Origin of the sequence: Reyranella sp., from assembly GCF_965279465.1 — a bacterium.
Classification (GTDB): Bacteria; Pseudomonadota; Alphaproteobacteria; order Reyranellales; family Reyranellaceae; genus Reyranella.
This window is the reverse complement of record NZ_OZ257242.1, coordinates 1,831,875-1,850,215: the sequence shown is the minus strand read 5'-3', so window position 1 is coordinate 1,850,215 and position 18,341 is coordinate 1,831,875. Positions and strand designations below refer to the sequence as shown.

General features: G+C 67.0%; 19 protein-coding genes. 6 read left to right on the top strand and 13 right to left on the bottom strand.

What is annotated here, in order from left to right; all coding sequences use genetic code 11:
• Window positions 1-71 precede the first annotated feature (71 nt).
• A complete protein-coding gene (locus ACQY8M_RS09060) occupies window positions 72-1,718 on the bottom strand; it encodes a thiamine pyrophosphate-binding protein (protein ID WP_428671022.1) in 1,647 nt (548 codons plus the stop codon).
• Between the two features lie 39 nt (window positions 1,719-1,757).
• On the opposite strand from ACQY8M_RS09060, the gene ACQY8M_RS09055 reads away from it, so the two are divergent.
• The 3 genes from ACQY8M_RS09055 to ACQY8M_RS09045 all read left to right on the top strand — a co-directional run bounded on the left by ACQY8M_RS09055 (window position 1,758) and on the right by ACQY8M_RS09045 (window position 5,243).
• Window positions 1,758-3,224, top strand: coding sequence for an FAD/NAD(P)-binding protein (locus tag ACQY8M_RS09055; RefSeq protein WP_428671020.1), 1,467 nt, complete (start codon window positions 1,758-1,760; stop codon window positions 3,222-3,224).
• Between the two features lie 76 nt (window positions 3,225-3,300).
• Complete coding sequence (locus tag ACQY8M_RS09050; protein WP_428671018.1) at window positions 3,301-4,911, top strand: GMC family oxidoreductase; 1,611 nt, start codon at window positions 3,301-3,303, stop codon at window positions 4,909-4,911.
• The gene (locus ACQY8M_RS09045; RefSeq protein ID WP_428671016.1) at window positions 4,908-5,243 is read left to right on the top strand and encodes a hypothetical protein; all 336 of its coding nucleotides are present in this window, start codon (window positions 4,908-4,910) and stop codon (window positions 5,241-5,243) included. Before ACQY8M_RS09050 ends, ACQY8M_RS09045 begins: the two co-directional genes overlap by 4 nt.
• Window positions 5,244-5,280: 37 nt before the next feature.
• Here ACQY8M_RS09045 and ACQY8M_RS09040 read toward each other — a convergent pair whose 3' ends face one another.
• Window positions 5,281-6,963 carry a thiamine pyrophosphate-binding protein gene (locus ACQY8M_RS09040; RefSeq protein WP_428671014.1) on the bottom strand — a complete coding sequence of 561 codons (1,683 nt, stop codon included), beginning with the start codon at window positions 6,961-6,963 and terminating at the stop codon, window positions 5,281-5,283.
• A 68-nt stretch (window positions 6,964-7,031) separates the two neighbouring features.
• On the opposite strand from ACQY8M_RS09040, the gene ACQY8M_RS09035 reads away from it, so the two are divergent.
• Window positions 7,032-8,054, top strand: a complete 1,023-nt coding sequence (locus ACQY8M_RS09035) for a zinc-dependent alcohol dehydrogenase family protein (protein ID WP_428671012.1) — start codon at window positions 7,032-7,034, stop codon at window positions 8,052-8,054.
• A gap of 171 nt (window positions 8,055-8,225) precedes the next feature.
• On the opposite strand, the gene ACQY8M_RS09030 is transcribed toward ACQY8M_RS09035, so the two are convergent.
• Window positions 8,226-9,200: a Bug family tripartite tricarboxylate transporter substrate binding protein gene (locus ACQY8M_RS09030; RefSeq protein ID WP_428671010.1), complete on the bottom strand. Its 975-nt coding sequence runs from the start codon at window positions 9,198-9,200 to the stop codon at window positions 8,226-8,228.
• Between the two features lie 20 nt (window positions 9,201-9,220).
• Window positions 9,221-9,976, bottom strand: a complete 756-nt coding sequence (locus tag ACQY8M_RS09025; protein ID WP_428671008.1) for an alpha/beta fold hydrolase — start codon at window positions 9,974-9,976, stop codon at window positions 9,221-9,223.
• A gap of 119 nt (window positions 9,977-10,095) precedes the next feature.
• Here ACQY8M_RS09025 and ACQY8M_RS09020 point away from each other — a divergent pair, with 119 nt between their 5' ends.
• Together ACQY8M_RS09020 and ACQY8M_RS09015 are read left to right on the top strand one after the other, a co-directional pair.
• The gene (locus ACQY8M_RS09020; protein ID WP_428671006.1) at window positions 10,096-11,256 is read left to right on the top strand and encodes an acyl-CoA dehydrogenase family protein; all 1,161 of its coding nucleotides are present in this window, start codon (window positions 10,096-10,098) and stop codon (window positions 11,254-11,256) included.
• A 119-nt stretch (window positions 11,257-11,375) separates the two neighbouring features.
• A complete protein-coding gene (locus tag ACQY8M_RS09015) occupies window positions 11,376-11,861 on the top strand; it encodes a DUF3237 domain-containing protein (protein ID WP_428671004.1) in 486 nt (161 codons plus the stop codon).
• Window positions 11,862-11,991: 130 nt separating this feature from the next.
• Here the strand turns inward: ACQY8M_RS09015 and ACQY8M_RS09010 are convergent, their stop codons facing one another.
• From ACQY8M_RS09010 to ACQY8M_RS08970, 9 genes are all read right to left on the bottom strand, one after another.
• Window positions 11,992-12,789 carry a class II aldolase/adducin family protein gene (locus tag ACQY8M_RS09010; protein WP_428671002.1) on the bottom strand — a complete coding sequence of 266 codons (798 nt, stop codon included), beginning with the start codon at window positions 12,787-12,789 and terminating at the stop codon, window positions 11,992-11,994.
• Window positions 12,790-12,929: 140 nt separating this feature from the next.
• Window positions 12,930-13,427 (bottom strand): Lrp/AsnC family transcriptional regulator, encoded by a 498-nt coding sequence (locus ACQY8M_RS09005; RefSeq protein WP_428671000.1) that lies wholly within the window; start codon window positions 13,425-13,427, stop codon window positions 12,930-12,932.
• A 45-nt stretch (window positions 13,428-13,472) separates the two neighbouring features.
• Window positions 13,473-13,787 carry a hypothetical protein gene (locus tag ACQY8M_RS09000; protein ID WP_428670998.1) on the bottom strand — a complete coding sequence of 105 codons (315 nt, stop codon included), beginning with the start codon at window positions 13,785-13,787 and terminating at the stop codon, window positions 13,473-13,475.
• 58 nt (window positions 13,788-13,845) lie between these two features.
• A complete protein-coding gene (locus ACQY8M_RS08995) occupies window positions 13,846-14,793 on the bottom strand; it encodes a TAXI family TRAP transporter solute-binding subunit (protein ID WP_428670996.1) in 948 nt (315 codons plus the stop codon).
• A gap of 177 nt (window positions 14,794-14,970) precedes the next feature.
• On the bottom strand, window positions 14,971-15,744 hold the full coding sequence (soxA, locus tag ACQY8M_RS08990; protein WP_428670994.1) for a sulfur oxidation c-type cytochrome SoxA: 774 nt from the start codon (window positions 15,742-15,744) through the stop codon (window positions 14,971-14,973).
• On the bottom strand, window positions 15,741-16,061 hold the full coding sequence (gene soxZ / locus ACQY8M_RS08985) for a thiosulfate oxidation carrier complex protein SoxZ (protein WP_428670992.1): 321 nt from the start codon (window positions 16,059-16,061) through the stop codon (window positions 15,741-15,743). The genes soxA and soxZ overlap by 4 nt, the downstream gene beginning before the upstream one ends.
• Window positions 16,061-16,501, bottom strand: coding sequence for a SoxY-related AACIE arm protein (locus tag ACQY8M_RS08980; protein WP_428670990.1), 441 nt, complete (start codon window positions 16,499-16,501; stop codon window positions 16,061-16,063). Before ACQY8M_RS08980 ends, soxZ begins: the two co-directional genes overlap by 1 nt.
• A gap of 94 nt (window positions 16,502-16,595) precedes the next feature.
• Window positions 16,596-17,009, bottom strand: coding sequence for a sulfur oxidation c-type cytochrome SoxX (soxX, locus tag ACQY8M_RS08975; protein WP_428670988.1), 414 nt, complete (start codon window positions 17,007-17,009; stop codon window positions 16,596-16,598).
• Window positions 17,006-18,262, bottom strand: coding sequence for an FCSD flavin-binding domain-containing protein (locus tag ACQY8M_RS08970; RefSeq protein ID WP_428670986.1), 1,257 nt, complete (start codon window positions 18,260-18,262; stop codon window positions 17,006-17,008). Before ACQY8M_RS08970 ends, soxX begins: the two co-directional genes overlap by 4 nt.
• Window positions 18,263-18,341 lie beyond the last annotated feature (79 nt).

Below are 18,341 nucleotides of genomic sequence, written 5' to 3'. Positions count from 1 at the left end.
GCGTCACTCCAGTGACGCGTCATGATTCATGAGAAGACGCGCCACTGGAGTGGCGCGCCCCAGCGCATGACCTACCGCTTCCCTTCGATCTCGATCTCCAGCAGGTGCGGCTTGCCGGAGGCGAAGGCGGCGGCGACCGCGGCCTGGATGTCGTCTGCCTTGGTGATATGGGTGCCGGCGATTCCCATGCCCTTGGCGAGATCGACGAAGCCCAGCACCGGGCCGGTCAAATCCATGTGCGCGTAGGGCTTGTTGCTCTTCACGTCGAAGCGCGTCCGGTACGCGTCGATATTGTGCTTCAGCACGCGGTATTCGCGGTTGGCCAGGATCACGAACACGATCGGCAGGTCGTGATGCGCCGCCGTCCAGAGCGCCTGGATCGAATACATCGATGAGCCGTCACCCGAGAGGCAGAGGATCGGCCGCTTGGTTTGCGCCACCGCCACGCCGATCGCGCCAGCGACGCCCTGGCCGATGCCGCCGCCGCGACCGCTGAAATAATCGTCCGCTCCGTTGAAGGTGAAGGTCTTGAACAGGTCGAGATTGGCCGTGATGGTCTCGTCGACCACGACGACGTCCTTCGGCGAGCCCGCCCTGATCTCCGCCATGCAGCGCGCCATCGAGGTCGGCGTGCGGGCCCAGGCCTTCTCGACGCGGGCCTTCTGCGCCGCGTCGTCAGCCTCCTTCTGCGCCTTCAGCGCGTCGTTGCGCTTGGCGGCTCCGGCGATCTTCGGCAGCGCCCCATCCAATGCCTCGAGCGCCGCCCCCATCTCCGCCAGCACACCGGCATCGACCGCGAAGTTGTAGGCCAGCCGCCGTGCACCGGCTTCGACCTGGAGGACCTTGCAGCCCGCCGGAAAAGGCGAGCCGGCCGCGTACCAGACTTCCTCGAAGAACGGCCCGCCCAGCAGCAGCACGGCGTCGTTGCTTGCGAAGTTCTTCGCAAGGCCCACTGCATCGAAGGCGACCGTGCCGCGATAGGCGGGATGATCGGTCGGAAAGGAGTTGCGCGCCCGCAAACCTTCGAACCATACGCCGGCCCCCAGCTTTTCGGCGATGCTGACCAGCGTCTCTACGGCACCGGCGCGCGCGACGTCGTCGCCGGCAACGATGACCGGGCTTTTCGCGGCCTGCAGGAGCTTCACCATCGCCTCGATACCGGCCGGATCGGGCCGGCTCCTGTCGAACACCGTCGCGGGCCTGCCCGGCGGGATGTCGGTCTCCTGCTCCATCACGTTGATCGGCAAAGCCACGAATACCGGACCCGCCGGCGCCTCGTTGGCGATCTTGAAGGCGCGCTGCAGGATCGGCCCGAGCTCGTCGGCGCGCTCGACCTGCACGCTCCACTTGGTGACCGGCGCGGCCATCGCTGCCAGGTCGTGGCCCAGCACCGGATCGCGCAGCCGGGCGCGGGTGTCCTGCTGGCCCGCCGTCACGACCATCGGTGAATTCTCTTTGAGAGCGCCGTAGATCATGCCGATCGCGTTGCCCAGCCCGGGCGCGACATGCAGGTTCACGAAGGCCGTCTTGCCGCTCGCCTGGGCATAGAAATTGGCCGAACCGACCGCGACGCCCTCATGCAGATGCACGATGTACTGCAGGCTCGGGTAGTCGAGCAGCGAATCGAGCAGCGGGCTCTCGGTCGTGCCCGGATTGCCGAAGATGCGGTCGACGCCATGATTGACGAGCGTTTGCATCAGGACCTGGCGTCCGCGCATGGCATTTCTCCCTTGGTGTTGCCCTGCTAGAAGCATGGCATGGCCGATATTGTCGAGGGCGTAACCGGTTTGGAAGCTGCGGAGCGGATCGCGCGGCACGATCTCGCTCGGCTGAACTACCCGCCGGCCAACTGGGTGCCCGAGCGCATCGGCCCGGACGGCAAGCGGGTGCTCGACGTGCTGGTGGCCGGCGCCGGCATGTGTGGCCAGACCGCAGGCTGGAACTTGATCCGGGAGGGCATCCGCAACATCCGGGTGATCGAGCGCAATCCGTACCGCAAGGAAGGCCCCTGGAACACCACGGCGCGCATGCCGATCCTGCGTTCGCCCAAGCACCTGACCGGCCCCGATCTCGGCGTGCCCTCCCTGACCTTCCGCGCCTGGTACGAAGCCCAGCACGGCACCGACGGCTGGGAGAAGCTCTACAAGGTGCTGCGGCTCGACTGGCTGGATTACCTCCTGTGGGTGCGGAAGGTCGTCGATCTGCCGGTCGAGAACGGCGTCGCGCTCGTCTCCACCGAGCCCGCCGGCGATCTCCTGAAGGCGACGCTCTCGACCGGAGAGGTCATTCATGTCCGCAAGCTGGTGCTGGCGAACGGCCGGGACGGCTCGGGCGGCTTCCGTTGGCCGAGCTTTCCGTCGTTCGATCCCGAAAATCCGAAGCGCATCGGCAAGGTCTTCCATACGCTGGAGGAGATCGATTTCGCCCCGCTGGCCGGCAAACGCATCGGCGTGCTGGGCGTCCTCGCCACCGCGATCGACAATGCCGCGACCGCCCTCGACGCTGGCGCGCGCGAGGCGATCTGCTACGCCCGCCGACCGCACCTGCCGCAGGTCAATAAATCGAAAGGCCTATCCTTCCCCGGCTTCCAGCGCGGCCACGGCATGCTGGACGATGACTGGCGCTGGCGGATCTACACCTACCTGCTGGCCGCCGGCTCGCCGCCGCCGCACGAATCGGTGCTGCGCGCGCAGAAGCTGCCCGGCTTTTCCTTTCACTTCTCCGAGCCGTGGCTCGACGTGATCGTCGACGACACCGGCGTCACGGTGAAGACGACCAAGGCGACCGAACGGTTCGACGCGGTGCTCTTCGGCACCGGCTTCGACGTCGACATCGCGCGTCGCACCGAGATCGCGTCCTTCACGGCCAACGTGAAGCTCTGGGGCGATGCGCGCTCGCCCGAGGAAACGAAGGCCAATCCCGAAGCCGCGCAGTATCCCTATCTCGGCCCCGGCTTCGAGCTGATGGAGAAGGAGCCTGGCCGCACGCCGTTGCTCGGCAACATCCACCTTTTCAACTGGGGCAGCATCCTGAGCCAAGGCGCCCTGGCCGGCGACATTCCCGGCCTCCATGTCGGCTCGCCACGTCTGGTGCAGGCAATTTCGCATAGCCTGTTCAAGGCCGACGTGGCGCGGCACGTCGAGAACATGTTCAATCAGGAAGATCCCGAGCTCGCGCCCACGGACTACTTCGTGCCGAGGGAGAAGAGGTCGGGGACGTTGTGATCGGACTCTTCCGGACCGTGAGCATCCTGCTCGCTCATGCTCATGAGCGAGCAGGATGCTCGCGGTCCGGAAGACCATGAAGGGGAACGAGATGCAGGCGGATTATGTCGTCGTCGGTGCGGGATCGGCCGGCTGCACCGTGGCGTCGCGGCTGTCGGAGACAGGCGCTTCGGTGATCCTGCTCGAGGCCGGGCCAAGCGACTGGTATCCGATGATCCACATTCCCGCCGGCATGCGTTCGCTGCTGCGCAATCCGCTGGTCAACTGGAACTACACGACCGAGCCGGAGAAGGGCTCGGGCGACCGCCGCATCGACTGGCCGCGCGGCCGCACGCTTGGAGGCTCCTCGTCGATCAACGGCATGCTCTATGTCCGTGGCGCGCCGGCCGATTTCGACGGCTGGGCGCAGATGGGCTGCCGCGGCTGGAGCTACGACGACGTGCTGCCCTACTTCATGAAGTCGGAGCATTACGTGCAGAAGGGCGATCCCGAGGTGCGCGGCCAGGGCGGCCCGCTCAAGGTCGAGGATTACCGCACCATCCTGCCGCTCACCCATCGCTTCGTCGAAGCCGCGCAGCAGGCCGGCTTCCCGTTCAATCCCGACCTCAACGGCACGCAGCGTTACGGTGTCGGCTACTCGCAGATGACGCGGCGCGGCCAATGGCGCGGCTCCACGGCGCAAACCTACCTGCGCGAGGCGCGGAAGCGGCCCAACATCCGCGTCGAGACCAACGCCCAGGGCGGGCGCCTGCTTTTCGAGGGCAAACGTTGCGTCGGCGTCGAATTCATCCGCGGCGGCAACACCACGACAGTCAGGGCCAACCGCGAGGTGATCGTCTCGGGCGGCGCGGTGAACTCGCCGCACATCCTGCAGATCTCGGGCATCGGCCCGGCGTCGCACCTGCAGTCGCTCGGCATTCCGGTCGTGCACGACCTGCCCGGCGTCGGCTCGAACCTGATCGACCACTACGTCGTCCGCTTCGTCCATCGCGTGAAGGGCGCGACCAGCGTCAACGAGCTGGCGCGCTTCCCGGGCGTCGTGCCGGAGATCTTCAAGTTCTTCCTGACGGGGAAGGGCGCGCTCACCTTCGGCGTAACTACGGCCCAACTGTTCTGCGACAGCCGAGAGGGCCTTGCCTCGCCCGACCTCCAGCTCCTGTTCACGCCGGGCAGCACCAACACGCTGAAGTTCGGGCAGCTCGACGACAAGCCGTCGATGAGCTGCGTGGTCTGCGTGGTGAAGCCCGACAGCCGCGGCACCATCATGGCCGCCTCCGCCGATCCGTTCGCCCGGCCACACATCAAGCCGAACTATTTCACCACCCACACCGACGAGCTGGCCCTGCTCGGCGGTGCGCGCCATGTCCGCCGCGTGTTCGCAGCCCCTGCACTCGCCCAGCACAGCATCGGCGAAACCTCGCCCGGTCCGGACGTCAAGACCGATGCCGACCTGCTCACCTACGCCCGCAAGTTCGGCAACACGCTCTATCATCCGGTCGGCACGTGCAAGATGGGCGAGGACCCGCGCGCCGTCGTCGATTCGCGCCTGCGGGTGCGCGGCATCCAGGGCCTGCGGGTGATCGACGCCTCGGTGATGCCGACGCTGACGACCGGCAACACCAACGCGCCGACGATCATGATCGGGGAGAAGGGCGCGGCGATGATCAGGGAGGATGCGGCGGCATGACATCTCGCCCGCTGTTTTCCCTGCCGGCGCTATTGCTCCTTGCCGGCTGTTACCAGGTCGGCTCGCTGCCGGGCACGCAGGTCGAGCTGATCAGGGTCGATGCCCGCCAGTTCGAGGTACGCCTCCGCCCCACCGACATCGCCCCAAACCAATGGCGCCTGGAGATCAATCGCGCGACCATCGTGGTCAACCCCGACCTCGAGCTGGAAGGCGATCGCGCCCGCGAGGTGGCCAAGCGCATCATGGACCGAACCTGCAAGGGCAGGCCCCACAACCAGTCGGTCGACGGCATGCGCGGCATCAACTACTACACGGTCTTCACCTGCGAGTGATGCAACAGCTTTCCTCCCTGCGCGCAGGGAGGAACTTTCAGTGCTGGCGGGTCTCGAACTCGTGGAACTCGCTCATGAATGGAGCGGCGACGGCGGCGTTCAGCTTGCAGTCGAGGAACACCGGCCCGTCCGGCTTGGCCAGCATCGGCGCCAGCTTCTGGAGATCGTCGAGCGTGCGGACGGTCGCCGCCTGGAAGCCGAAGGCCTCGGCGATCGGCGCGTAGTCAACGTCCGGAAAGACCGACTTCGCCACCGGCAGGTCGCGCATCTTGAGGAAGTGCAGCTCCGCGCCATAGGCGCAATCGTTCATCAGCACGACAACCAGCGGCAGGTCCTCGCGCACCACCGTCTCGAGCTCGCCCATCGTCATCAGGAAACCGCCGTCGCCGATCACCAGCACCGTGGTCTCGGCCGGCCGCGCCTTGGCGACGCCCAGCGCCGTGCCGAAACCCAAGCCGATCGAGGCGAAATCGCTGGTCAGCTTGAAGTGGCCCGGACCCGGCACCGAGAGATAGGGCACGATGCCGAGGAAATTCCCGGCGTCGTACACGATGTTGCGGTTCTGCGGCAGCAGCTTCTCGAGCGCCACGCCGAGCGAGCGCGGATCGACCGTGCGCGCGGTGTTGGCCGGCTGGAAGTCGCGCGCGATGTCGAAGTCGGCGAGGAACTTGAGCGTCTCCTCGGAGCGGAACGGCCGCTCGGCGTTCGAGCCGGCGGGCAACGCCGCCAGAAGCGCTTCCGCCGCGAGCCGCGCATCGCCGACCACGGCAACGTCGGCCGGATGCCAGCGGCCGATGTTGCTGCGGCTGACATCGACCTGGACGAGCGGCACCTTGGGTAGCGAATGGCCGAAGCTCATGGTGAGAAGGTTGAGGCCGGCGCCGAACACCAGGACGCAATCGGCCTCGGCGATCATCCGGCGTGCCGCGGAGTGCGAGAACGAGCCGACGATGCCGAGATTGCACGGATGCCCGCGGAACAGGTCCTTGCCGCGCGCCGAGGTGACCAGCAGCGCGCCGATCCGGTCGGCCAGCTGCTCCAGCGCCTCCTTGGCGCCGGCGCGATGCGCGCCCAGGCCGGCGACGATCAGCGGCTTGCGGCTCTGGCGCACCAGGGCGACGGCCGCGTCGATCGCCTGCGACCGCGGTGCAGCCGGAACCGGCGGCGGGCGCTTCGACACGGGAGGAACCGCCCCGTCAGCAAGATCCATCGCGGCCAGTTGCACGTTGACCGGCAGCAGCAACGCTGCGGCTCCGCCCTGCAACGCCGCGGCGACGGCATCCGCCAGAGCGCCGCGGGCGGTGGTCGGGCTGGTCGCGACGAAGGTGCGAATGCCGGCGGCGCCGAGCACGCCGGTGGCGTTGAAACCCTTGTAGTCGGGGCCGAGCCCGTTGGCGACGCCGGTCGACGCCGCCGCCTCGCCGTAGATGATCAGCACGCGCGAACCGGTGCGGCTGGCATAGGTGGCGGCATGCATTCCGTTCGCCGTTGCGGGGCCGCGTCCGATGACCGCCACACCGAGACCGCCGGTGCGGTAGGCGTATCCTTCGGCCATCGCGATGGCGTTGTTCTCGTGCCGCGCGCCGTAGAAGCGAATGCCGGCGCTGTCGAGCGCCGTGGCGAAGACCGCCGTGTCGTCGCTCATCAGGCCAAAGACATGCTCGATGCCGAGCGCCTTGATGTCGTCGACGAGCACCTGATAGGTCGGCGTAGTGGTCATGGCGTTGCTCCCTCGGATTTGTTGGCGAAGCGTACTACTGTTGGGCCACAAACACAGGAGGGAACGCCATGCAAGGCGTCGTGTTCACAGGCGACCGCACTCTCGACTTCTCGAGTTTCCCCGACCCGACGCCGGGACCGGGAGAGGTCGTGCTCGAGATGAAGGCGTCCGGCATGTGCGGATCGGACCTACATCAATACCGCCGGCCGAAAAGCCAGGTGACCGGGACCATCGCGGGGCACGAGCCGTGTGGCGTGGTCGTCGCCGTCGGACCCGGCGTGTCCGCGGCCGAGGCGAAGGTGGGCGATCGCATGATGGTGCACCACTACCAGGGCTGCACCCAGTGCAGCCACTGCCGCTCCGGATGGCAGCAGCTCTGCCAGGAGGTCCCGGTGAAAGTGTACGGCGGAAACGCGCACGGCGGGCATGCCCGGTACCTGAAGGTGCCAGCCAACACGATGGTGCCGCTGCCCGAGGCGCTGAGCTTCACGGCCGGCGCGGCGATCTCCTGCGGCTCCGGCACCGCCTATGGCGCGCTGCGGCGCATGAACCTCTCCGGCCGCGACACGATCGCGATCTTCGGCCAGGGACCGGTCGGCCTCGCAGGCACGCAATTCGCCAAGGCGATGGGTGCGCGGGTGATCGCGCTCGACGTCAATCCGCAGCGGCTGGAACGCGCCAGGGAGTTCGGCGCCGACGAGCTGGTCAATCCGGGCTCGAACGATCCGGTCGCGGCGATCAAGGAACTGACCCACGGCAAGTACGCCGACCTCACGCTCGACACGTCCAGCAATCGCGAGGCACGCCTCAACGCCATCCGCAGCACCAAGGTCTGGGGCACGATGTGCTTCGTCGGCGAAGGCGGCGACGTGACGATCGAGGTCAGCCCACATCTGCTGCGCCGGCAGATAACGCTGCTCGCCTCCTGGACCTTCTCGACGATCATCCAGGCGGAGTGCGCCCAGTTCTGCATCGACCGCAAGATCGACGTCGACAAGCTTTTCACGCACCAGTGGACGCTGGACCAGGCGGAGGAGGCCTACCGGCTGTTCGACAAGCAGGCGGACGGGAAGGGCGTGTTTCTTATCTGAATGAGCGGTTCTCCCGTCGTCCCGAGCGGAGCGAAGCGTAGTCGAGGGACCTGTTCATCCCGGCGGGCGTTGCCTGAGAAGGTCCCTCCACTACGCTGCGCTCCGGTCGGGACGACGGAGTTTTCATGCGGATAAGACGTGAAAGAAAGGCGTTGAAGTCGGCGCCGGGACTCACTCGATGGTCACGCCGACCGCCTTCACCACCTCGGCCCACTTCAGCCGGTCGCGGTGCACCGTCTCCTTGAACTGCTGCAGCGTCTCGTAGCGCGGGGTGTTGCCGAGGTCGGCCATCTTCTTCTGCGTCCCGGGATCGTCGAGCGCGACCTTGATGGCGGCGTTCATCTTCGCGGCGATCGCCGGATCGAGGCCCTTCGGACCGAAGACACCGAACCAGGTGTAGCTCTCGTAGCCGGGCACGCCGGCCTCGGCGATCGTCGGCACGTCGGGGATCGCCGGCACGCGCTTGGCCGTGGTGACGCCCAGCAGCCGCACCTTACCGGCGCGCCACTGCGGCAGCGCCGTCTGAACCTGGTTGAAGATGCAGCACGTGTCGCCGGCCAGCACGCCCTGGATCGCCTCCGGCCCGCCTTTGTAGGGCACATGCACCATGTCGAGGCCGGCCTTGTGCACGAACTCGGCGAAGGCGAGATGGGTGCCGGTGCCGTTGCCGGTCGAGGCGTAGTTGTACTTGCCGGGCGCGGCCTTCACCTTGGCGATGAAATCCTTCACCGACCCGGCATCGATCACGTTGGGGTTGATCATCAGCACGTTCGAGACATCGTTCATCGTGGAAATTGGCGTGAAGTCGGCCTCGACATCGAACGACAGCCGCTTGTAGAGCGCGGCATTGACGCCATGCGTCGCGGCGGTCGCCAGCAGGAAGGTGTAGCCGTCGGCGGGCGCACGGGCCACGACCTCGGAGGCGACGTTGCCGCCGGCACCGGGCTTGTAGTCGATCACCAGGCGCTGGCCGAGCGATTTCTCGAGCGACGGCTGCAGCATGCGCGCCACGACATCGACGCCGGAGCCGGCCGGGAAGCCCATATAGAGAGTAATCGGCTTGGTCGGCCACTCCTGCGCCTGCACGGCGGCGGGCAGGAGCAGCGCCGCAAGGGCGAGCGCGGCACGGCGCAGCAGGCGGGGCATGGCGGTCTCCGGATGAGGGATCAGATCGATTGCTCGGCCTTTTCGATGCGTTCGAGCCAGTCGTCAACGAGCGCGGCAAGCAAATCCCTCGACTCCATGGGCCACCCATGGGTCGCCCGGTCGATCACGGCGAAGGTGGCGCGCGGGTAGCTCTCCAGAATGTCCCACGCGTCGCGGTAACCGACGGTCGTGTCTTGACGGGCCGCGATCACCAAGGCCGGTTTGGCGAAGGATTTTTCTACGGCGGCAAGATCGAAGGAAAAGCCGTACCGGGCCGGATCGGCGCGCATCTCCAGCGCCCATGGTGCGGTACCGTCGATCGCGGGCTGAACCAGCGCACGGAATCGGCGGCGCGCCATTTCGACATAGGCCGGCGCCTCGACCAGCATCGGTCCCATCGCTGTCCGCTCTGCCGGATCAAGAGCTGCAAGGACGCTCTCCTCGCGCACCAGCGGCTCGAACGCCGGCAGCGTGCGTCTGGCGGTATCGGTGATGATCGCCGGCACTTTCAGCAGCAGGCCCCTCACCTGCTCGCGCCGCCGCGCGGCGATCGCGCGGGCGAGATAGCCGCCAAGCGATGTGCCCGCCAGCACGAACGGCGTCCCTGACAGCCGACGGTCGAGAAAGTCGAGCATCGCCGCCAGTACATCGTCCTGGTTCCGGATGGCCCTGGCGACCGACTGTCCCATCCCCGGGAGATCGGGGTAGATCCGCTGCCAGCCGGGGCGCGTCGCAAAGATCGGCTCGTAAGTGTCGATCTCGACCTGACGGTTCATCGTCCAGCCGTGCAGGAAGACGATGGCGCGGCCTTCGCCGTGCGCCTCGTAGTCGATCGTCGCGGTGTCCGTCTCACACTTCACGGCTACTATGCTGCGGCAACACAGAAGGAAAGACCATGGGCTACATGACCGACGAGCGCCGGATGATCCAGGAGACGGCGCGCGCCTTTGCCATGAAGGAGGTGTTGCCGCTCGCCAACAAGCTCGACCCCGAGAAGGGCGACATCCCGCGCGAGCTGATCCAGAAGCTCGCCGACATGGGATACTTCGGCATCGTCATTCCCGAGCAGTACGGCGGGCTGGGGCTCGGCGTCTTCGAATACTGCCTGATCACCGAGGAGCTGGCGCGCGCCTGGATGAGCGTCGCCTCGATCATCGCCCGCGGCAACGGCCTCAGTGCCGGCCGCGGCATGACCGACGCGCAGCGCGCGGTTTTCCTGCCGCGTGCCGCCCGCGGCGAGTTCCTCGGCGCTGCGGCGATGTCGGAGCCGGACGTCGGCTCGGACCTCGGCAACATCGCCTGCCGCGCCCGCAAGGACGGCGACTCCTGGGTGATCAACGGCAACAAATACTGGTGCACCTTCGCCGACGGCGCCGATTACATCATGCTGGTGGCACGCACGTCGGATGCGCCCGATCCCAAGCGCAAGCATGTCGGCCTCTCGTCGTTCCTGATCGAGAAGCCGCGCGGCACGCTGCCGCCGGGCGTGAAGGGCGCGCCGATCCCCAAGATCGGATACTTCGGCTGGAAGACCTGGGAGCTCGCCTTCGACAATTGCCGCCTGCCGGCCGAGGCGCTGATCGGCGAGGAAGGCCGCGCATTCTATTACATCTCCGCCGGACTGGAGCGGGCGCGCGCGCACACCGCGGCGCGGGCGATCGGCCTGGCGCGCGGCGCGCTCGAGGACGCGACCGCCTATGCGCAGGAGCGACGCCAGTTCGGCCAGGCGATCGGCGAGTTCCAGAACACCCGTTTCCGGCTCGCGCGCATGGCGACCGAGATCGAGGCATCGCGCCAGCTCATGTATTTCGTCTGCGACGAGATCGACCAGAAGCGGCGCTGCGACAAGGAAGCGGCGATGGTGAAGTTCTTCGCTTCCGAGATGGCCGAGAAGGTAACGTCGGAAGCGCTGCAGATCTTCGGCGGCGCGGGCTACACGACGCTCCACGCCGTCGAGCGCTACTGGCGCGACGCCCGCCTCACCAAGATCTTCGAGGGCACGTCGGAGATCCAGCAGCGCATCATCTCGGATCATCTGCTTGGGAAGCCGAAGTAAGCGCGTTCATACGCGCTGGCGGGCGGCAGCGCCTTCTGAGGCGCGAGAGCCTGCGCCCCCGCAATAAGAGCAAGAACGCCCCCCTTGGCCCAGCCCCTCAAGGAGAGGAGACTGACGCCATGACCGACGAGATAGATCGCTTCATCGCTACGGCTCCGCAGCTGCGCTTCGCCTTCGCCATCAAGGCCAAGGTCGGACCGATCCAGGACCTCGGCCAGACTGCGCGCGGGCACCGGCGGATCATCGACATCCTGGGCGGCGAGGTGCACGGGCCGAAGCTGGTCGGCGAAATCCTGCCGGGCGGCGCCGACTGGCAGATCGTGCGACCGGACGGCACGATCGAGGTGGTGGCGCGCTATACGATCCGCGCCCGGTCGGGGGCCCTGATCTACGTGCAGAACGAGGGGGTGCGGGTGGCGAGCCCCGAGGTCCTGGCCCGCATGTCGCGTGGCGAGTCGGTGCCGTTCGACAGCTACCACTTCCGCACGGCGCCGCACTTCGAGACGGCCGAGCCGACCCTTGCCTGGCTGCAGCGCGCGACCTTCGTCGGTGTCGCCGCCCGCGCGCCCGACCGGGTCGCGATCGGCTTCCACGAGGTGCTGTAGCCCCTGGTCGACTCCATCCGCGCAAGCGCGATTCCGATATTCGCGCCCACCGGCACGATCAAGCCGGCGCTGTCCACTAACCGCACGCAACGACGGCGAAGGCCCGTACGAGCTGTGCGGCGTGTCCAAATCAATCGCGGAAGCCGGGATCGATCCGGTCGAGCTTCCTCAGCAACGCCGGCCAGTCGAGCAGGCCGAACGGCCGGCGCGTCTTGGGCTGGTAGTTCATGTAGGTCGCCTCGACCACGTCGGTCGGGACTTCGATCAGCTTGGTGTTGCAGGACATCGCCGCGATCTGCGTCTTGCACGACAGCTCGAGGCGATGCATGGCGTTGAACGCCTCGGGAATGGTCGCGCCCGTGGTGAGCAGGCCATGGTTGCGCAGGATCAGCGCGTTGTTGTCGCCGAGGTCCTTCACCAGCGCCTCGCGCGCATCGAGGTTGATCACCACGCCGTCGAAGTCGTGGTAGCTGATCTTGGCGAAGCGCATCGAGGTCTGGGTGTTGGGCAGCAGGCCGCATTCCATGGTCGACACCGCCATACCCGCCCAGGTGTGGGTATGGATCACGCAGGCGACCTCGGGCTTGGCCATATGGATCGCGCTATGGATCACGAAGCCGGCACGGTTGACGCCGTATTCGATGCCCTCGACGAACTCCGGCTTGGTGAGGATCTTGCCCTCGTGGTCGATCTTGATCAGGCTCGAGGCGGTGATCTCCTCGTAGAGCAGCCCGTAGGCATTGATCAGGAACGCGTCATGCTCGCCAGGGACACGGACCGAGACGTGGTTGGCGATCAGGTCGGACATGCCGTAGAGGTCCATCAGCCGGTAGCAGGCGGCGAGGTCGACGCGGGCTTGCCATTCCTCGGGCGAGACCTCGGAACGAAGATTGGCGACTTTCCCGGTCTTCAGCGTGTGCACGGCCATTGAAACGCTCCTCGATGGAATGGATTGCCCGACCGTACCCCCCGGCGCGTGCCGCCGTCCAATCTCCCGCGAAGCAGGTTGAGATCTGCTCGGACTCCCTCCCCCGTCTTCGGGGAGGGAAAACTGAGCTGATCCGCGCCCTATCGCTTGCGCGGGACTTTCGTCTCGGCTGGCAGGGGATAGGCGGTGGTCGACTTGATGCGCTCCATGGCGAAGCGCGAGGTTACGTTCTTGAGCGGCATGGTGTCGATCAGCCGCTTGTAGAAGGCGTCGTAGGCCTGCATGTTCGGTACCGCGACCCGCAGCATGTAGTCGATGTCGCCGGCCATGCGATGGAACTCCATCACCTCCGGCATGGCGGTCAGGGTCTGGGCGAACTTGGCGAGCCAGGCGGTCGAATGATCGCCGGTCTCGATCGACACGAACACGGTGAGGCCCATGCCGACCGCCTCGGGTGAGACCAGTGCCACCCGCTTCAGGATCACGCCGGCCTTCTCCAGCCGCTGGATGCGCTTCCAGCATGGGCTTTGCGACAGGCCCACCCGGTGGGCGATCTGCGCCAGCGAGAGGCTAGCGTCGTCCTGCAGGAGGACCACGATCTTGCGATCGATGGCGTCCATGTCCTGGCCGGTGCTCATGACATCACTTTCGGGCCGCGCGGGCCAAATCTCAACCGCCGTCGTTCAGCTCGGCAACGACTGCAGCTCGACCGACGCCCCGAGCCGGCGGCCGAGCGCGGCGGCAAGAGTCTCGATGTCGCTGGTCACCGGGCCAGTATAGCCCACCAGCCGGGGGTCGGCCCCGGCGAACCACGACAGTCGACAGCCATCGGCATCCCGCACCAGCGAGCCGACGATCCGGCCTCCGGTCGAGACGGTCCACAGCGCGGGCTCCTCGGCACCGATCACGTATCGGGTCGCACGGGCGACGGCGTTGGTAAACGCGAACATGCCCCACTCTAGGGCGGATGCCGCGCCGGCCTCAATGAAAGGGGTCATCGAAAGCGCCGCCTGCAGCAGCAGGAAAATCCCTAACCCCGCGGCTGACGGAAAACTCTCACTTCACCAGCTTGATCTCGCGATAATAGCGCAGGACGCCGGGCTGCAGTTCGTCGACCGACTTGATCGCCATGAGCGTGTTGCGCGCCGTCGTCTGCGCGAGCTGCCTCATGGGCATTCCGCTGCGCTCGACCTTGTAGAGCGCGACGGCCATGCGGCGACCGATCGAGTCGTCGAGGCCGGGCCGCGCCAGGATGAAGCTCCAGGCGCCGACGGTGTCGAGGGGGGCATACTGCCCGGGATAGAGGCTGGCCGGCACGGTGATCTTTTCGAGGAAGGGATACTTGCCGCGGATGCGCGCGATCTCCTCGGCGGTCGGCACGATGAAGCGTGCTCCGAGCGGCCGGTTGGCAATCTCGACGAAGCCCGGCCAGCGCAGGCCGATGCCCCAGATGGCAGCGGCGCGGCCTTCGAGCACCATGGACGGCCCATCGGTGAAATTCTCCGGATAGATCGCCTCGAAATCGCGATCCATGTCGAGGCCCATGCCGTCCATCACGTAGCGGGCCTGCACGGCGCCGCCGGCGCCGCGCGGCCCCCAGACGATCGGCCGGCCCTTGAGGTCGGCGATGCTGCGATGGCGACTGTCGGCCCGCGCGCAGAACATGCCGGGCGCCGAAGTGATCGCGCTCACGACCTTGAGCGGTGGCGCATTGCGATTGGCGGCGAGCCAGTCGTGCACCACCTCGCCGCCGACGAGGCCCATGTCGAAGTCGCCGGCCTGCAGCCCCCGGGCGTTCTCGGTCGACCCTTTGGTCTGTTCCGTCTTGATCTCGAGGATCGGATCGACCGCCTTCAGGGCATCAATCAGCGCCACGCTATATGCATAGAAGCCGCTGCCCTCGGTGGCGGTGCCCATCCGGATCGCCAGCGACTGGCCCACCGCGGAAGCGGGTGCGATCGTTATGGCGGGAAGGGTGGAGAGCAGCGTGCGGCGCTGAATCATCTGGCCGGGGTCTTACGGACCATGAACAGGCCCGTCAATCGAAGCCAGCGTCGCGAGCCTGCCCGAGCAGGCACGAAGGCGAGTGTGCGGCCCGGCTGCGCCGCGCCGGGTACCGACGCCGCTGCAAGGTCTGGCGCAGACGGGAGAAACGTCCGGCGTCGCATCATCGGCCGATCGTCAGGGTCTCACGCCGGGCGCGTCCATGGGCATTCCGCGCGCACGATCCATCAAATAGGCCTCCAGCGCCAGATATTCCGCTGCGTCGTAATCCCACGGTTCGGCCCGCATGCCGACGATGCAATTGCGCAGTCGCCGCTTGAGCGATCCAAGCGCCTGCCATTCCAGCCGATAGATCGGATAACCGGTCGGATGGGCCTGCGGGATGGTCGCGCCGGCGAGCTTGCGGCCGGCATTGTCGTCGTGGCAGTTGGCGCAGGAGAGATTGAGCTGGCCCTGGCGGCGCTTGTAGAGATCCGCGCCCTGCGCGCGCAGGGCCGCGAGCCTGGAATCGTCGGGTGGGGCGATCGGGAGGCCGCGGGACTGCAGGGTGACCAAGACGCTGAGAGCCAGCAGACGGTCGCTCTCCGGCGCCAGTGCCGGCGCCTGCTGATGGGTCGTGCGGCAGAGATTTATTTTGCCCTCCAGATCGACCGGCCTGCCCAGGGCCGGCGCGACGGCTGGATAGCGTGCGGCCACGCCTTTCATGCTGGCGGCGGCGTCGCCGTGGCAGTCCGCGCAGGACTTGCCAGCAGCGCCGGCCTTCTCGGCCCAGATGGCAGCGCCCGCCTGCACGAACAGCATTGCCGGATTGGCGGTGTCATCGTTCTGCATCTTCTGCAGCGCCGGGCCCATCTCCAGGTAACCCGAACGGCGCGGGTCGCCGGCCTGTGCCACGGCGAGCGAAGCACAGAACACTCCCGCCAGGATGACGGCCAGCTGCAGGCGGGTCATGTCACCGTGATGGCGACCCGATGCTCCGCGACGAAACCCTCGTCGCCGCTCCAGCGCAAGGCGATCGTGCCGCTCTCGGTCGCGACCGTGAAGAACGACACGAAGGGATTGGCGGCAATCGCGGGTGACATCTTCATGCGGAAGATCTCTCGGCCATTCCAGGTCGCGCTGAAGTCCTCGACGATGTTGCGCGGAATGATGCGGCCGTTGGTGCCGGGCCGGAAGCCGGTCTCCATCGGATGCATGATCAGCGCCTTGATCTCGACGGTGTCGCCCTTCTTCGCCGTCTTGGGCACATTAGCCAGGACATTGGCCATCAGGTCACTTCCTCGATGCAGGCGGCGATGGTGATGATCACCTCGGCGCTGGCGGACCAATACTCGCCTTTGCTGGTCTCGGCGATGGCCACGATCTTCTGGGTGTCGGCGAGCTTGATGCGCGTACCGACCGCCGCCTTACCGTTGCCCGGCGAGAGCCAAGCGTTGAAAACGTGCGGCTGCGGGTTCTTCTCGTTGAAGACATGAATGGCCTTCACGTAGTCATCCGCCGTCATCGGGCTCTCGACGCTGACCGTCATCGGCACCGTGTTGCCGTTCTCGACGATCGGCGGAATATCGAGCGTGACCTTGCCGGCGCGCAGCGGCGCGCCACCCGTCACTTCCTTGATGGCGTCGGACAGCGCCTCCGGCGTCGCCTCGGCGGCGAACGGCAGCAGCGTGACAGCAGCAGCACTGGCGAGGAACAGGCGACGACGCAAATCCGTCGCCCCGAGCACAGCCGAGGGGCCTGTTCTTTGTCGGCCAGAGGATAAGGTCCCTCGGCTGCGCTCGGGACGACCGGTTGATTTCATGTCAGTCCTTCAAGGTCGCGAGATAGGCCACGACGTCCTCGATCTGCGGGGCGGTGAGGATGGTCTTGCCCTGGAAATTCTTGGCAACACGGGTGAGCCCGTCCACGCGGTAATAGGGCGGCATGATCGTGTCGGGATTGAGACGTGCGGCATCGACCAGCCGTAGCCGCAGCTGGCCCTGAGTAGAGCGCGATCCCGCACCCGCGAGGCTCGGCGCCAGGTTGCCCTGGAAGCGCTCCTCGGGAATCGGGCCGCTATGGCAGAGCAGGCAAAGTCCGACCGTGCGATTGGCGACGATCGCCCGACCACGCGTGGCGTCGCCGGGTTGGCCGGTCAGCGACTGGGGAATCGAGTCCTGCTGCGACCACGCAGCCGTGGGCAGCAGCAGAAGAGCAGCGAGCGCGCGCGCCATCATCCGAACGTCTCCGCAGTGACGGCACGAAACCACGCTTCGTCTTCGCTCGCCTCCTGCGCCCGCATCGAGACACTCGCGCGGACCGGGCTGGTGTTTACCGCTCCGGGCACGGCGAGCAATTGCCCCTTCTCTGGGCGGTATTTGTTGACCTCTACGAAACCGTACGCCGGCCCTGCCAGGCTGTAGCAGATGTTGTCGAGCGTCGGCTCGGGTGCCTCGCGACCGGCAAGGCGGGCGACGACCGCCGTGGCGCAGACCTTGCCTTGTTCGACGGCGGCATGCGCGGCCTTCGGCATGGCCCCCATCAGCGCCGCGTCACCCAGCACATGGATACCGGGCTGCAGGGTCGATTCGAAGCCTACCGGCTCGATCGGACACCAGCCGGTACGATCCGTCACGCCGGCGCGCGCGGCGATGGCGGCCGCCTTCTGCGGCGGCACGATGTTGGCCACGGCGGCCTTGTAGTCCTCGAAGTCGGTCTTGACCGTCATCGTCGCGGGATCGACCGAGGTGACACTGCCGCCCTTGCTGAGCGGCACCCGCTCGATCAGGCCGGGATAGAGCGCGGCCCACGCCTCCTCGAACAGGTGCTGCTTGGAATAGCCGTCCTTGGCATCGAGGATCAGCACCTTCGACTTCGGCTTGGTGGCCTTGAGATAATGCGCGATCAGGCTCGCCCGCTCGTAGGGCGCCGGCGGGCAGCGGTAGGGCGTGGCGGGAGCGGAGATCACCACCAGCCCGCCGTCGTCCATCGCCTCGAGCTGGCGGCGCAGCAGCAGGGTCTGCGACCCGCCCGTCCAGGCATGCGGCATCTTCTCGGCCGCCGCTTCGGTGTAGCCCGGAATCGCCGTCCAGTTCATGTCGACGCCCGGCGCGACGACCAGCCGGTCCCAGGCGAGTTTTTCGCCGCCGGCAAGCGTCACGGTCTTCGCGGCCGGATCGACGGCCGTCGCGCCGACGGTCGCCACCTTGACGCCGAGCGCGGCGAGGGAGTCGTAGGAGAACTCCTGCTGCGCCGGGTCGCGCAGGCCTGCGATCACCGAGCTGTTGAACGGGCACGCGCTGAAGGTCTTGCTCGACGCGATCACAGTGATGTCGAGATCGGGATCGAGCTTGCGCAACGCCCGCGCGCAGGCCGCGCCGGCGAAGCCACCACCGACCACGACGACCTTCGCCGTACCCCGAGCCAACGCAACTGCCGGCGTCGCGCCGGCAGTTGCCATCAGCTTGATGAAGGAACGGCGCGTCGCCATGAGGTGCCGGTTTCCGTCGTCCCGAGCGTAGTCGAGGGACCTCATCTTCTGCAGACCCACAAGACGAGATCCCTCCGCT

What these genes read in the sequence shown, in the direction of transcription:
- soxZ (WP_428670992.1), bottom strand. Translation starts at nt 16,061, where the DNA reads ATGGCCAATGTCCTGGCTAATGTGCCCAAGACGGCGAAGAAGGGCGAC.
- ACQY8M_RS09020 (WP_428671006.1), top strand. Translation starts at nt 10,096, where the DNA reads ATGGGCTACATGACCGACGAGCGCCGGATGATCCAGGAGACGGCGCGC.
- ACQY8M_RS09005 (WP_428671000.1), bottom strand. Translation starts at nt 13,427, where the DNA reads ATGAGCACCGGCCAGGACATGGACGCCATCGATCGCAAGATCGTGGTC.
- ACQY8M_RS09040 (WP_428671014.1), bottom strand. Translation starts at nt 6,963, where the DNA reads ATGACCACTACGCCGACCTATCAGGTGCTCGTCGACGACATCAAGGCG.
- ACQY8M_RS09015 (WP_428671004.1), top strand. Translation starts at nt 11,376, where the DNA reads ATGACCGACGAGATAGATCGCTTCATCGCTACGGCTCCGCAGCTGCGC.
- ACQY8M_RS09030 (WP_428671010.1), bottom strand. Translation starts at nt 9,200, where the DNA reads ATGCCCCGCCTGCTGCGCCGTGCCGCGCTCGCCCTTGCGGCGCTGCTC.
- ACQY8M_RS09025 (WP_428671008.1), bottom strand. Translation starts at nt 9,976, where the DNA reads ATGAACCGTCAGGTCGAGATCGACACTTACGAGCCGATCTTTGCGACG.
- ACQY8M_RS09055 (WP_428671020.1), top strand. Translation starts at nt 1,758, where the DNA reads ATGGCCGATATTGTCGAGGGCGTAACCGGTTTGGAAGCTGCGGAGCGG.
- ACQY8M_RS08995 (WP_428670996.1), bottom strand. Translation starts at nt 14,793, where the DNA reads ATGATTCAGCGCCGCACGCTGCTCTCCACCCTTCCCGCCATAACGATC.
- soxX (WP_428670988.1), bottom strand. Translation starts at nt 17,009, where the DNA reads ATGATGGCGCGCGCGCTCGCTGCTCTTCTGCTGCTGCCCACGGCTGCG.
- ACQY8M_RS09045 (WP_428671016.1), top strand. Translation starts at nt 4,908, where the DNA reads ATGACATCTCGCCCGCTGTTTTCCCTGCCGGCGCTATTGCTCCTTGCC.
- soxA (WP_428670994.1), bottom strand. Translation starts at nt 15,744, where the DNA reads ATGACCCGCCTGCAGCTGGCCGTCATCCTGGCGGGAGTGTTCTGTGCT.
- ACQY8M_RS09050 (WP_428671018.1), top strand. Translation starts at nt 3,301, where the DNA reads ATGAAGGGGAACGAGATGCAGGCGGATTATGTCGTCGTCGGTGCGGGA.
- ACQY8M_RS08970 (WP_428670986.1), bottom strand. Translation starts at nt 18,262, where the DNA reads ATGGCGACGCGCCGTTCCTTCATCAAGCTGATGGCAACTGCCGGCGCG.
- ACQY8M_RS09010 (WP_428671002.1), bottom strand. Translation starts at nt 12,789, where the DNA reads ATGGCCGTGCACACGCTGAAGACCGGGAAAGTCGCCAATCTTCGTTCC.
- ACQY8M_RS09060 (WP_428671022.1), bottom strand. Translation starts at nt 1,718, where the DNA reads ATGCGCGGACGCCAGGTCCTGATGCAAACGCTCGTCAATCATGGCGTC.
- ACQY8M_RS09035 (WP_428671012.1), top strand. Translation starts at nt 7,032, where the DNA reads ATGCAAGGCGTCGTGTTCACAGGCGACCGCACTCTCGACTTCTCGAGT.
- ACQY8M_RS09000 (WP_428670998.1), bottom strand. Translation starts at nt 13,787, where the DNA reads ATGACCCCTTTCATTGAGGCCGGCGCGGCATCCGCCCTAGAGTGGGGC.